The organism is Musicola keenii (assembly GCF_014855505.1).
Lineage (GTDB): Bacteria > Pseudomonadota > Gammaproteobacteria > Enterobacterales > Enterobacteriaceae > Musicola > Musicola paradisiaca.
The window spans coordinates 15,587-29,362 of record NZ_JAAWVW010000008.1 but is presented as its reverse complement, the minus strand read 5'-3'; the positions used below and the strand labels follow the sequence as shown (position 1 = coordinate 29,362).

At 48.4% G+C, this 13,776-nt stretch carries 15 protein-coding genes and 1 pseudogene; 7 read left to right on the top strand and 9 right to left on the bottom strand.

All coding sequences use genetic code 11. The annotated features are described in order from the left end of the window. Positions 1-149: 149 nt before the first annotated feature. The 4 genes from HEP82_RS10460 to HEP82_RS10445 form a co-directional block, all read right to left on the bottom strand. Positions 150-491 carry a hypothetical protein gene (locus HEP82_RS10460; protein ID WP_192458026.1) on the bottom strand — a complete coding sequence of 114 codons (342 nt, stop codon included), beginning with the start codon at positions 489-491 and terminating at the stop codon, positions 150-152. Between the two features lie 506 nt (positions 492-997). Next, positions 998-1,888 (bottom strand): integrase domain-containing protein, encoded by an 891-nt coding sequence (locus tag HEP82_RS10455; RefSeq protein WP_192458025.1) that lies wholly within the window; start codon positions 1,886-1,888, stop codon positions 998-1,000. Positions 1,889-3,125: 1,237 nt separating this feature from the next. Continuing rightward, positions 3,126-3,392 carry a hypothetical protein gene (locus tag HEP82_RS10450; RefSeq protein ID WP_192458024.1) on the bottom strand — a complete coding sequence of 89 codons (267 nt, stop codon included), beginning with the start codon at positions 3,390-3,392 and terminating at the stop codon, positions 3,126-3,128. Between the two features lie 59 nt (positions 3,393-3,451). Further along, positions 3,452-3,871, bottom strand: coding sequence for a hypothetical protein (locus HEP82_RS10445; protein ID WP_192458023.1), 420 nt, complete (start codon positions 3,869-3,871; stop codon positions 3,452-3,454). A 439-nt stretch (positions 3,872-4,310) separates the two neighbouring features. Between HEP82_RS10445 and HEP82_RS10440 the strand changes: the two genes are divergently transcribed. The 4 genes from HEP82_RS10440 to HEP82_RS10425 all read left to right on the top strand — a co-directional run bounded on the left by HEP82_RS10440 (position 4,311) and on the right by HEP82_RS10425 (position 7,284). Next, entirely contained in the window at positions 4,311-5,129 is an 819-nt protein-coding gene (locus tag HEP82_RS10440; protein WP_225622423.1) for a hypothetical protein, read from the top strand. Positions 5,130-5,196: 67 nt separating this feature from the next. Further along, a complete protein-coding gene (locus tag HEP82_RS10435; RefSeq protein ID WP_192458022.1) occupies positions 5,197-5,388 on the top strand; it encodes a hypothetical protein in 192 nt (63 codons plus the stop codon). A gap of 267 nt (positions 5,389-5,655) precedes the next feature. Continuing rightward, positions 5,656-6,789: a DUF3800 domain-containing protein gene (locus HEP82_RS10430; RefSeq protein ID WP_192458021.1), complete on the top strand. Its 1,134-nt coding sequence runs from the start codon at positions 5,656-5,658 to the stop codon at positions 6,787-6,789. 192 nt (positions 6,790-6,981) lie between these two features. Then, complete coding sequence (locus tag HEP82_RS10425) at positions 6,982-7,284, top strand: hypothetical protein (RefSeq protein ID WP_192458020.1); 303 nt, start codon at positions 6,982-6,984, stop codon at positions 7,282-7,284. Between the two features lie 39 nt (positions 7,285-7,323). Here the strand turns inward: HEP82_RS10425 and HEP82_RS10420 are convergent, their stop codons facing one another. From HEP82_RS10420 to HEP82_RS10400, 5 genes are all read right to left on the bottom strand, one after another. Further along, positions 7,324-8,871 carry a conjugal transfer protein TraG N-terminal domain-containing protein gene (locus HEP82_RS10420; protein ID WP_192458019.1) on the bottom strand — a complete coding sequence of 516 codons (1,548 nt, stop codon included), beginning with the start codon at positions 8,869-8,871 and terminating at the stop codon, positions 7,324-7,326. Between the two features lie 13 nt (positions 8,872-8,884). Then, positions 8,885-9,157 carry a hypothetical protein gene (locus HEP82_RS10415; RefSeq protein WP_192458018.1) on the bottom strand — a complete coding sequence of 91 codons (273 nt, stop codon included), beginning with the start codon at positions 9,155-9,157 and terminating at the stop codon, positions 8,885-8,887. A gap of 86 nt (positions 9,158-9,243) precedes the next feature. After that, entirely contained in the window at positions 9,244-10,611 is a 1,368-nt protein-coding gene (locus HEP82_RS10410; protein ID WP_407938283.1) for an integrating conjugative element protein, read from the bottom strand. A gap of 26 nt (positions 10,612-10,637) precedes the next feature. Continuing rightward, the gene (locus HEP82_RS10405) at positions 10,638-11,621 is read right to left on the bottom strand and encodes a TIGR03756 family integrating conjugative element protein (protein ID WP_192458016.1); all 984 of its coding nucleotides are present in this window, start codon (positions 11,619-11,621) and stop codon (positions 10,638-10,640) included. Continuing rightward, complete coding sequence (locus HEP82_RS10400; RefSeq protein ID WP_192458015.1) at positions 11,618-12,019, bottom strand: TIGR03757 family integrating conjugative element protein; 402 nt, start codon at positions 12,017-12,019, stop codon at positions 11,618-11,620. Before HEP82_RS10400 ends, HEP82_RS10405 begins: the two co-directional genes overlap by 4 nt. A 238-nt stretch (positions 12,020-12,257) precedes the next feature. Between HEP82_RS10400 and HEP82_RS10395 the strand changes: the two genes are divergently transcribed. The 3 genes and pseudogenes from HEP82_RS10395 to HEP82_RS20180 form a co-directional block, all read left to right on the top strand. After that, positions 12,258-12,656 carry a hypothetical protein gene (locus HEP82_RS10395; protein WP_192458014.1) on the top strand — a complete coding sequence of 133 codons (399 nt, stop codon included), beginning with the start codon at positions 12,258-12,260 and terminating at the stop codon, positions 12,654-12,656. 470 nt (positions 12,657-13,126) lie between these two features. Beyond that, positions 13,127-13,621: a hypothetical protein gene (locus tag HEP82_RS19965; RefSeq protein ID WP_225622422.1), complete on the top strand. Its 495-nt coding sequence runs from the start codon at positions 13,127-13,129 to the stop codon at positions 13,619-13,621. Between the two features lie 14 nt (positions 13,622-13,635). Next, positions 13,636-13,713: pseudogene (locus tag HEP82_RS20180) on the top strand (IS3 family transposase); the annotation flags it as partial. Positions 13,714-13,776: the final 63 nt, after the last annotated feature.

Genomic DNA, 13,776 nt, shown 5'->3' with positions numbered 1-13,776 from the left:
TATCGAGGACGCATTACCCGTATCGGATAATATCCCGACAGGGTGAGTAAGAAAAAACAGAAAGGTTGGGTGGAAATGGCCTTGAATGCGTCAGCATCCGCTGTTCTCAAAGGCTAAACAGCATTACCACCATTTCTGGCGATCACCTTTCAGGTCACATTTGGCTTACTGGTCGATTTCAGCGACCATGTGACAACCAAGTCCGTTGATTTAAATTCCTTACTTGCAGGAATTTTGAGTCTGTAGTCAGCACCCTTTGTCGGGTGAAAACGATGCCTGAAATAATGGAAATAACGTTTTCGTTTTCCGAATCCGAATAAGGACTTAGTCGCCCCGGTTTCCATATACTGCCATACCTCACCGAAATTTTCGGCTACAGTTGGCTGAGATAACGTGCGGTTTGCCTCGTGATTACCGAGAGCATTCCACATCAAATGCCATTCGTTACTGCCTTTAGGCACAACTGTCAGTTCCAAATCATCATGTTTCATTGAAAAATCCCTCATGGGTTTAAAAGGGATTTATCCCCACAGGGGTATAATCCCCATATGGGTTGAATTCAGATAAGGTAAAAGGAAGAACTAAAGTAGAAATGACCTTGAATGCGTCAGCACCCGCCGTTCTCAAAGGCTAAACGGCTTTACCACCTGTTACGGCGATCATCTTTCAGGTCACATAACTCGCTCATGAGGGTTACGCGGATGATCTTTACCGTGTGACTACCCGAAAGCGCCCCTCTCAAGTCACGTTGGGGCATTGGCTGTTGTCGAAAGACAACGGTTAGCGTGATTACTATACATCGACAAAAAGATGGGTAGCAAGTACTACTGAAAAAAAACACGCTCATCCCGAATATCACAAAACAATACGCCTCCGGCAATCAAACTTACCGTTCGTTGCCGAGGATAAAGCGACAGCTTAAAACTACGCCATGATATCCTGCGCTGCAGGAATATCCTGAACATGCGTATCACCCGGAATAAATACCACATCATCATTACTCATCCTGGTCAACTTTACTGTATACACGATTAACGTAATAACCTCGTCCGTCACCGTGACCTAAATCCATTGACACCATTGCCTGAGCCTCTTCCTCACTCAGTCCCTTCTGTTGATGAAATACCAGCGCTTCCTGCGCATAAGCATATCTCAAACTATGTGGAGCATATTTCCCTACTAAGCCAGCTTCTCTGACTACTGTTCTATAACGCTCTATTGATGAGTGCAGGTTTGGTTTGTCTATCAGGCGACCATTATTTTCACTGGCAAAGCGAATGGCCGAATTAATAACAGGTAACAATTTATCTCTATCAATAATTGTCGTTTCCCTGGGACGCCCCCCTTTTGTTCCAAATATCACCTTTACTCGTTCGCTGTTGTTGATAATCGCTGTTCGCCATGTCGTTAATGATTTAACCGACTGAACCGCTTCTTCCGTTCTCAATCCCAATAAGCGAGACAGCTGCAACGTTAATCCAACACCGTTGTCCGTTTCTGATACCTTAGATAAAACAGACTCAAATACGTTTTCAGGAATGGCGACTTTCGTACCATCTCTGTTCGCCCCGGAAATGCCTAGCGATGCATTATTCAATGCATCGTGTTCAGGATTCGCCATAATGGTTTTTCCTGCGACTCTGAGCACTCCGCGAATAGCGGACATCTCATTTTGAAGTGTACGCAATGAAATGCCTTCATCGCGTCGACTTTTTATATATTGCTGGATGTGACGGACTTTCAAATTGTTGGCATCACGAATCTGTATATTCAGTGATATTAACCTGGACGCAACGCGATCAGCGATTTTCATGCGATCAGCGACAGTTTTAAAACTACCACCACCTTGCTTTGCCAGTGATACCAGTTGACGACTTAATTTACTCATTCCCTCTCCTCAACCCAATCCGCTGACGATACCTACATTTCGTCTGCATGAACGAAATGTAGGTATCGTCAGTGGCACGCCACCAACGATTTACGATTTGAATGTTCACCCCGACGGCACGGTTAAGATGCGCTTCCTGCGTCTCGACAAGTATCTGTGCATCGGGGTGGCGAATAAGTTGAGTTCTTGCGAAGCACCCCGGGGATTTCACCCGTTCGCGGCTTATGCCGGGCTGACTCGTTAATGAATCAGACTGCTTCCACACGTCAGTGTTAGTGACGTCGCCATCGATACTGTGTCGATTTTTCTCCTCATTTAAAAGATCATCGTTGACGCGGTTATTGCGTTACATACGACGTTGATGTTGAAAAAGTGAACACTTCAAAGCGCATTTACGATATGAAAAGCGTCAAAACGAAGTTCACTACGTGTTGGTCAGATGGAACAACTTTCATTGAAGCGGCGCTACGTGCGGTTCAGCACGTTGTGCGCTACGCGCGTCACTTGGTTTTCGTTTCACTCAACGCAAGTGACGCGCGCTCGTGTTCCCAATGCGTTCTCCCGGAAGATGCCAAATGTTCCAAATGGCATATCCTGGAGCGCAAAGGTCTCAACGAGTCGTTGTATATAATGAAATCAATGAATTAACTTCATTCTCTGACGTGAGCAGCAAAACGATCAAAGCGTACGTTTTGCTGTTGTGATGTGAAATGAACCCTAAATGCCGTTACGCACTTGTCGTTTTCAAGGGATAAACGACTTTGCCACCTTGCAGCACCGCCTTTCAGGCTAAACAGTTCGCTCGTAATAAGGTCTGTTCATGCGGTTTTGTGATCACTCGAAAGCGCCCCTCTCAGATCACCAGGGCATTGGCAGTCACATCAGTGACGGTATAACGAACAAATGGTAGATCAACTCAGCGATCCAGATCAATGCCATAAAACCGGTCGAACAGACAAAATGTAAAATAATGAGTTATACACATACCCACCGGCAAAGTCGGCTCGACACTCGCCGACCGCTCCCGCATCTGCTCCCCCCTTGTTGGGGAGGAGACAGATGCTGGCTTTTTTGCCCGTGGATATGTGCATAACTAATGAGATTATTGATAATTACTAATAAGATAACAAAGTACAGTAGAATGAATTAATTCGGGTCAGCAATAAATATGATCGAAGAATTCTCGTATCAAGTAAGAAAGGCCGTAATCACGGCCTAGTAACATTATAAATCTATCTCAGAAGTTACAGATCTTAACATCACACTGGTAGTTCGGGGGAATGAGCTGCCCTTCTCCCTGAAAGAAATTTGGATTGACAACCACATATCTCTCACTTTCCCCATCAGAATCATGAACTATTAAAATATCATCTTGTTCGATTGTGAAGTCACCCTTATTTACAAATATATTACCCGGCTGTACATTGCCTTTTATTCCGTCAATAATTGTGCCATCAGGTTTTATAAGAGTTAATAACTTTACAGGAATCAGTTTCGAGAACATATTTACACCCTAAATTATAAAAACATTCATCCAAGCGTAATTAAAATTAAGGGCACAGCCTAATGCTCTGTGTGATTAATATTAAAAACATCACTCAGAACCCCATCCAATTCACCCTGCATGTCTCCTATAAAGCAAATTTTAGAGTTTGAAGGGGCACGCTTCAACACAGCTTTAACTTTGTTTTTTAGAGGTATCTCATCCAACTTAATTTCCTGAATTGTCAAAGTATCATTTGGAGAAGGGTGATTAGCCAGTGCTTCAAAAGCAGCCTGACCAACAAGTGTAAAATGAGGTTGTCCATTCCGAATTTCACCACCTGATAAACAGCAGTAATATTTTTTACGGTCGAACTCCACCGCCAAAACCATCAATGCAATAGGTGTGTCTGGCGGTAAATCAAGCTGTTCGAGAAGAAGTCTAGTGGTCTCATCCGAGGGCTTGGCATCTGTAAGCATCTTAGATTTTATAATTGGCATAATGAAATCCTAACTATTAAATTAAATATAAATCACACCATTAAATACAATATCGAACTATTAGGATGATGGTGTTTTTACTACCTTCTAACTGTCCAATTTTAGTTAATCCCCCTATTCCTTGCTACGATATTTTCACCATGTTAAATATCGATGCATCACTGACATCGATATTACCAGCTTAATATGTCTGCCAAACGCGCCGCGGCGTACCTTGAACGACGCAGAAGAGCTGACCGATAGTTCTGGGTTCAGGCACTCAATCCGAACACACATGACCAGTTGGTAATAGAGCGGGTCAACTGGAATACCAGGAAATGACCGCAAGGATAATGCCGTAACGGGTATTCCGACAGTGCCTAATTAAATTGCTCCGGATACCGACGGCGCAGCCCTGTTAATCGATAATGAGTCGTAACCAGTAAACAAGGTAAGATTGATGATGACTGATAAAACAAATGATGCTGCCACCCGAGCGCTCCAACTGCTGACAGAAAAACTTAATCACTGGCGAAGTGGGCCTGACGAGGCTTGGAGATCTACATGGCCGGTATTCGAGCGGCTCATTGCACGACACAATGAAATGGAAGCAGTGTATGCCGAACTGGAAGAAAGGAGAGTCACTGGCCAGCAGCTCTGGATCCTGCTGGAACAGTGTGTTTTCGCCGGTGGATTTGGTACTCCTGATCATCACGCCATCCTGCGCGCAGATCATCGGGAACTACAGGAACTTTGTGAGGCTATTCCTGTAATGAGCATTCGCCTGGCACAGGCACTCCGGCGTATGAGCGACATCCTAAACCGAAGTGGATATTTCGGTGTCGACCGAATGGTCAGGCTTACCGATTACATTGACGAGGCAGGTCGTGAAAACTGGCTCTATCGCTCATACATTCAACCGAGGCTGGATGAACTGAGTAGCTTTGATCTGAAGTACTGGCCGGATATATCTGAGCTGCTCCAGGTCATGGGGGAAGATAATTTTGAAGTGGAGTGCAGGGATGAGGCGACAGCTGCGATTGTGGGGGCCAGACGCGGGTCGCACACTGATTTTTTCAGGCAATTTTTTAGCCGACTGCGGGACGTTTCTGATGGCTCGCCCTGGGGGCTTCCAGCGGGGTTCCGCTTATCAGACGACGCTATGGCCACCATCAGTAATATCATCTGTGATCGGTCACCTGACGATATGATTGATCAGGCATACGTGAAGAGTCTTCGCCAACGACTGAGAGAACAGGGGTTTTCGGCAGGGTGGTAGTTGAAAACATTTCTCTCTGTCAGCTATGGTAAAATCTTGATCTCTTTACAACATAGAGAGGTAACATATGACAAACGACTTCTGTCGCACGAAAAAAGAAGAGAATGGAAATATTGAAGTTCAGCGCATCAGTGATACATGGGATGTAGCTTTTACTAATCATTTCCGTAATATTCGTAGGGAACACACCATCATTCTAACGCATCCCAAACATTATGCCAGGGATGAAGATGTGGATTACTTTATGTATCGCGAGTAATCCAATGTTGTTCTTTACCTCCAGTGTACATCAGGGCCTGGGTATCCCAGGCCTGGAAACGTGAGTGTAAAAAAATGGCGAATGTCAATAAAGTAAGGCTTTAACATACCTCCCTATTATTTTCCCCAATCGGATCCGAAAACCGGTATAACCAGATCTCTTGCGGTCAATGCTAGGAAGTGCAACATTCTTCAAATCGTTTGCTGTTTCGCCTTCCGCTTCAATTTATGTCCGATAAATTCGGGCAGCCCGACATGGGACGTTTATATGCACTTTTACGTTGATGAAACCGGCCATACCGGTCCGAATCTTTTTGACCAGACTCAACCCGTGCTTTCCTACGGTGTTCTGTCTTCCCCTGATGATCTGGATGAGGTTGCAGAAATTGAGCTCTCTGCTCTCCGTAAGAAATTGGGTGTGCAGCGTCTTCACGCCGCAGAACTAGGAATGCACCGTCTCTCAGATGTCGTCGATACCCTACTGGTGCTGCAGAAAAAACACCGAATCCGCTTTGATATCTGCCAGGTTGTCAAACGCGATCACGCCATTATTACGTTTTTCGATCAGGTGTTTGATCAGGGCATGAACCCGGCGGTAGCATGGTCGGCCTATTGGACTCCCCTGCGTTACCCGCTGCTGCTTAACCTGGCAAACCTGTTTGATAATGGGCTGGCTGAAAAGGCATGGCGTGCCCGCCTTGAGGCGCACGATGAGCGATCGAGTGCGCTGTTCCGTGAGGTCTGTGACGTACTGCTTCAGCGCGTTGTCAATCTGCGTGACCCCCGTTCGAATGAGCTGATCACCGATGCCCTGAACTGGGCGGCGGCCAATTTTGACCATCTGGGATATAACTGTAAAACCAACAAAGATAAGCTGCAGATCATGCCTAACATGATCGGATTTCAGTCTGTACTGCACGGAATCTGTGCCCGCCTGGGGTCTCCAAACAGAAGGGCCAAAATCATCGTTGACCAGCAGTCTCAGTTCAACACAACCCAGCGCGAACTGAGTGAATTCTATCGCCAGATACGGGAGCAGCAGTGGGAGCTGGGGCCGGGGCTGCCCGTCATGGACATGAAAAACATGCCAGTTGAGCCGCTTGTCTTCCAGTCAGGCACCCGAAGTCCGGGGCTAGAGCTGGTTGACGTTTACCTTTGGACTTTCAATCGGCACATGGAGAATAAGGAGCTGACAAAACCTCTTTCCCGCCTGGTTTACACCAACCGCAATACGGCCAACACCTCAAGCGTGTCGCTGAGCTCAGTTAGCCGACAGTTCCAGGAATTTTTTGAGAATCTGCCGGAACCCACGCCGGAAATTATGGAAAAAGCGCGTGAGATGCGTGATTTTGATGAGGTGCGACGCCTGCAGCATCGCGTGGCGAGGTTAAGTCAGCCATAATCAGGCAGTCCATTACACAGTATGAATGCAGCTCATACACGGAGCCGTTGTTGGAGCAGGTCTTACACGGCATGCGAGGTTACCGCCCATACCGTGAAAAATAATACCTCGCTCATCACCGAATAATTGCGACCATTTTTTCACCATGTTAAATTAGCAATAATAATCTATTTTTGCGGGAGCATGAATACGATGGCTCAGAAATTACCGCAGCAGTCTGACTGGGGTCTGGAACTCAGCAAGTTCGGCAGCAAGAGCGCCAAAGAAAACCTGCAACCATCCCGGTCTGACTGGGACCAGGAACTCTGCAAGCTGGATGGGCAGAACCTCAGGGAAAATCTGCAAGATGCATTTGGTGCTACCAGAACAGCTATGCGTGTAGCTGCACCGGTTCTTGATGTTTTGTTATCCCCCAGAAGAGAGGACAGTCGTTCACGTTTAGACAGAGAATTCGAAGAAATGGAGAAAATATCCGACGAATATTATTACGATTAATTAGCCGGAGACATTATTCCCCGGCTGATAGTTAATATTCTACTTTTGGAATGCTGATTTAACCGTATCCGTAGCTGCAGCCCCACCTTCTTCACCGGCTTTTCGTGGCAATTGAGACCCTTTATCCATTCCTGTAGCAATGCCTTTAGCAATATCCCCGACCGTCGCCCCTGTCCAGCTCAACATCCCCACCCATCCCATGGGGAAGACCAGGTACATCATCCCCAGCACCAAATTCATGATCCAACCGTCACGCGGAGAGGTCATGAAATCGATAATCGGTAGGTTTGAGCTTTGAGCATCCACGCCAGCCAGCCCCTGCTCCATCATCGCTGAGTAGAGAATGGTGATGAGCCGATCATCCAGCCAGCCGGCTAACTCCCACCAGAACGAGATGAATATCAGTGCAAATAGCGCGAATGAAATCGTCACGACTGTTTTGATTTCATAGCCGCTGAACATCACTATCGCTGGAATCGTGATGACAATCATCATCTCCAGCAGCGCCTGGATCATCGGTAACGCCTGTTTCATCGCGTCAAACCCGGGCAATGCTTCTGTCTGCTTCATCCCCAGACCAAACGATGACGCAACTTGCGTCAATGCACCGGTAACCCCCGATGAACCAACGCCGGCACTGCCGGTTGCATACGTCTCGCCACCTTCAGATAGCGCCACGTTCTTCGGGCTGACCAGCCAGCGCAACGCAATCTCCTCCGCCTGTGCCTGAGTATAATTGCGCTTCAGGTACCCCCGGGTGTTGTCACTCAGCCCCGCCATCACCCTGGCTTTCAGGCCGTTGGTGCTGTCGGACCACCACTGCTTACAGGTGGGATACCCTCCCCGGCCGACGTCTGGATAACCGCTGTCCCGGGACGCCTCATAGGGCCACTGACCTCGCGGCTCTGTTGAGGTGTAGTAGTCGTAGTATCCCGCCGTATTGAGAAAATAACTGCTGCCGATCCAGCCCACAGAGTTGATGGTGGCGTCACTCAGTGCGCTGTTGCTGTTCTTCAGCTTGAAATACGCCCGGGAGTAACACTGATCAGCAAACGCCCGGATTTCAGACAACAGAATGGGGTCACGCAGCTTGGTGCTCTGTACCTCAAACCGGAGTTGCCGAAGCTGTTTGCCACACGGTATCGACGCGATCATGGCCTGCGTCGTCCCTTTCGAAATTACATGCACGAAGTACCACCAGACCGGTACCTCCGCCGTCTTGCCGTCAAAATCGTTCACCAGGGCCTTATAGCCCGAGTTTTGCGGTGACGGAACATTAAAACCGCACTGCTGCGCCCTGGAGCTGTCAAACTTGATGGTACTGACGTCAACCGGCAGCAGCGGAACGCAACAGAACATAATGACGCAGAACGAGAGGTACGCCGCGTGCTCTACTCGCGGCAAGACCAGTGCACCCTTGTTACCCTCATCTGCACCTTCTTCACGTACTTTCAGCCAGATGCCGACAATCTTGAACACCACTGGCAGCAGATACAGACCCGTGCCATTCAGGATATTCCACATGGCGTTATTCAGCAGCCAGCCAAAGAACACCAGGAAGTATTCGAGATAACTTTGTGTCGTCATGGTTGGTTGCTCCTTACACCGTACGCCAGGCGAGACATTCGCTGAACACCACAAAGAGCAGCAGCAACCGCTCTATCTTCAGTACGGTCTGACGCGGGCTAGAACGCAAAAGCCGGGCTCGTATCGTCATCCACATCCATGCTGTGCCGGCGTACAGCATCAGCCGCCAGACGAATAGTCCGTAACGGCTGGCCTCCAGCCAGGCTTTGACCTGTCGGCCGTCCGGATCGGATTCAAACAGCATGGCGGCCAGCAGCAACAACGCGGCCATTATGAGTATCAACATGCCAAACACCAGGGCAGATTGTTTCGCCCAGGCAAGCACCCTGCGCTTCCAGCTGTTCGCCAGTGGCTCTACATTCGTCGGCATCATCACTCTCCTGTCTTCTGGCTCAAACCGTTAAAGCCCTGGTCTTCATTCCCGGATTTCTGCTGCATCCGGTTGTCGGTATTACGCAGCCCCTGGCGATCGAGCGCAGTCAGCAGGCTGTTGTTGCTGATCGCTTTGCGCAGTTCCATCTCGTTTTTCAGCGCGTTAATCTCGCGATCCAGCGCATCGATACGGCGATCGCTTTCCGCCATTGCTTCCGGCTGATCTGCCGCATTCGGTTCGGATTGTCCCGTCGTGATCATCCGGCGCATCACCAGAGCTGTCTCCACTGTTTCTGACATCGCCAGCTCGCTGGCCAGTCGCATCACCAGCGCGCTGTTGTCCGGGTCATCTTTCAGTGACTGAATTACGCCCCGAGTCACCGTGAGTCCCCCCGTCTTCAGCTTGCCGATGTTTTCTGCGGTGGGTGCCAATGTTCCCGATACCAGCTGCGACAGAACTTCGGCATTGGCCTTGGTCGCATCTTCCAGCATCGGGGCAAAGCCCGTGCCGGCTACGCTGCTGCGTGGCTCATTCTCGCTGCCGCCACTGGTACACTGGCTGGCATCGCGGCATGTACGGATGGAGCGATCGCCTAACACCTTCACCACGGCCTCTGCAGCCTGTTCGGAATTGGGGAACTTCTGGCAGACAGAGCCGTTACAACTGGATGCAGATACCGTGTTGTTGCTGGTTACAGGCTGGTTGTTCATCATGTTGTAACCCGCCTTGGCCAGGTCATGTGTCGGCCGAATGGCTGCCTGACCTTTGCCACCTTTTTTCTGGCCACCGACCCAGGTTGTGCCTTCCTCGCCAGTCGCCTTTTGCAGTTTCTGCTCGCTGCGCACCGCATCACCATCGGATGACTGCACAATGTCTTTGAACTCCTCCGCTACTGCCGCCTGAGTCCATTTGTTGCCCATGGTAAAATCGGCCATGCGGTTGGACAGGCTTTCACAGCGCAGCTTGGCTTTATCGAATGACAAACCCGCTTGCAGAATGCCGTTGGTCAGCATTTCGTACAGGCTGGGATTTGAGCGCTGTATTATCATCGCCGGCATACTGGCTACTGCCCCGGTTGCCCCCTGGATCACCGTGCTCATCAGGTCTTTGAAACCGCTTGTCATACCATTGAGCTGATTACCGACCGTGGTTTTCATGTCGAAATTGCCGCACATCAAATCGCTCGACCAGCCACCCTGAACCCCCAGTCGAGTCATGCTATTGCGCGTGGCCGGTTGCGAGATCACCGAACCACCGCCGATGCTGTAAAACATCATGTCGTTAATTGCCCCGGAGCTGGATGTACCCAATGGGGCAGATGTAGCTGCAAAACTCATTGCCGGCATCAGATACGCCGCTGCAATCATCGTTTTCATATTCATCATGGAAAGTCTCAAAGGTCAGTAGTGTAGAGAAGGGTTTGTCCGCGGCGCTGGCAGCAGCTGTAAGGCTGCCACAATGCCCAAGCGTAATTGCCTTGATCTGAATACGGCATCGATGTCTGGCCAACGTTGTCCGGAAAGATTGCGCAGCTCATGGACAATTGCGGTGCCAGAGCCTGCCACTTGTGATTGGTTGTGCCGGTATTTTCTGTCACCGGCTCTGGTGGCCAGTATCCGGGACTGGGTGTTCCCACCAGGGCCTGGTAAATATGCAGTTGCCCGTTTCGGGTGATCACATCGGCCGTTCGCTGGGCAACTAACGCCGCGGCCTTATAACCATCCTGCTGGGTAACAAAGCCACTGCGAGGATAGATGTTGCCCCACATATTACCGCCCGTCTGACTCCCCAGTTCCCGCTGGCCAGGAATGAGTGCTTCCGGATACAGCGACTCCGGCAACGACGTTCGCCAGAACAGCGCATCGAGCGAGCTGAGAAAATACGGGTTGAGCGGCAAGGCGGCACTGCGGCATGAGTAACCCGGGACCATTCCACCAATCAATGACGTCGCCGGATGGCCAATCGCATCGCTATAGAGATAACGCAGGTTCTTCTTACGCCCGACTTCTGGTGCTTTCAGTTCCTGATTACCCCCGCCGACAACAACGCCAGCGATACTCCCGATCAATCCACCTTCTGCAGATGCTGCGCTCTGGCTGACCAGCGACATTTCAGTCCAGGGGTTATCACCGCTATTACCGTAAGCCGATACGACAGCCTCTGGAATGAAATGCTCGACGCGAACCGAGGTCTTAACCGAGCAGCCAAATGGGGTACAGAGCAGCCAGTAGCAGATGCCCTTGATCCGCCAACTGATGCACGATACCGACGATGCGCTGGCCACAATCTGCGCCGTATTCACGCTGGCCGTTGTCAGCCCGCTGACAGATAACAGGGTGGCCATCAGCACCCGTCGGGTTTTCAGCGTCATCCTCATCGGCGCGCCTCCTGCCAGTTGCTCAGGCGAGTACTGGCCAGATCGACGTCGGTAGTGCCATAGACAACATAGGTATCATCAAAGACGACAGCGGGATAACGCTGCAACTGCAGTTGCCAAGCCTTGATCACGCCGGCGAACGCCGATGACAGATCAGCCTGCCGCTGCCTGAATTCAGGCGACGTCAGCACTGCTCGGGCGCGAGCTTCTGCTTGTTGCGGATCGGCAGACAGTCCAGTAAACAAATCAGCCTGAATTCTATCGGGAGCATCCAGGTAGACGACCTGGGCGGCGGATGAGCCAGGTATAACAGGGTGAGCGCTGTCGGTATAAATGACCGTGCCGGCGAACGTACCGGCGGGCAGCAACAGCGCCGTCAGATAAACAAACCTGAACATGGTGAGCACTCCTTAAACGGGGAAAACTAACCCGTTTAAGGTGCGTTTATGGGTACAGCGTGTCAGCAGGGAACTGTTTTCTGGGATTCAAAAAATTAACCAATACATTCCCTATCTCGTCACATCATGCATGACTGGGTAAAATCCATGTCAACAACAGCCTGAAAGTGGTCTATCCTCATCAGCACCAACCTTTTAATAAATTAATCGTTAGTAACAACTAATTATAAGGGAAGATATGTTTAATTTTTTAAAACGCAAGGAACATAAGGTAGATGTTGAAGAAATGCTGAAACAGTTTGTCTCTTTAACATTAAATGATGACAAGCTATCCATGCCTTTGTACATACCTGAGATTGAGCAAGAATCTGATGCTGAAAAACTCGGTATCGGACCGCTGGTTTATATATGGAATGTAGATCATGCAGCAGGGACATACTCATTATCTGTAAATGGCAAATGCGTAGGATATCTTCTTGAGGCTTTTATTCCTAGAACTCACCCATCATTCTCAGAAATCAGAGATAAGGCAATGCAAATCATCTCAGACGTTTCAATCAATTGCGTATCGGAAACGATAAAAAAAACAGGCCTTATGCCGGATGTACTATTTAACAGTCTAAATAGTGAGTCGTGAAGATCCTTACATGGCAATTAGGTAAAGGAGATCTTTACTTGATTATTACAATACATAAAGTGCCAACAATGGATTTTCCCAAACTGATAGTACCCTCTACTGTGATGAAGTCTAGCTTTATACAGTATTATGACAATAAACGGAGACAAAAGTTGGATTCATTAAAAAAATTCCTGACCATGAACATGGCAAAAAATATCTACCTTTGCCTGACAGGAGCGGGTGTAGTCGTTTTTATATTCTACTGTATGCGAATAGACTTCTTCCCTACCGGATTGTATCTATCAGATGTAATATTTTTCCTGATGGTCATAACTTCATTTTCGCTGTTCTTAGGTTTTTTCCTATTGTGCTGGTATTCTATGTCGATTCTCACTTCCTATCTATTCGTGAGAATCGCATTGATAATACTGAGAAAAATAATTAAGACCCGAAAAAAATGGCTATATACATTGAAAGGAACATATAGAATGGCAAGGATTTTGAAAATTTACGAGCCATTATTTTCATATGTTTTAATCTCATTTATTGGGGGAGTTATCGTTCTTTCAGCAATCCAGTCTGACAAGGTTGGGGTTCAATCAGTCATTATATCTATATTTATAATAGCGCTTTGCATCACCTTAATACCAAACATTTACTTTGACAGAAAAATTAAGAAAGAGAGCAAAAAAAACCTCGTTATATCAATTGGTGCTATCATGCTAGTTTTCTTTTTTACTATTTCGGACATGCCGCCACTGCTCAGCGATGCAGGAATGAATTTTATTGGAGTAAGAAAAGCTAACATAACTGTCATGCTACAAGGGAAAGACTTGGAGATGGCCAGATATTTAACCGGGAATCAGAATCAGACCTACTTTAAAAGTGATGCACTTTTTACCGGTGTAGGAACGACGTCCTTACTGGTCATCAATCATAAACGGATGATTGTGAGTAATGAAAACATGTCCCTTTCATTCTGACTCAGGACGCCACCGATTACAATCGCTGGCGATGTCACAGTGCCTGTGGCGGTCTCAGCCCGGAACAATTTGAAAACGAAAACCTCGCTTAGGACTGTGTCCACATTCCTGAGCATCATTCCAAATTCACCAATAAATGCAGGTGTGACCCGATT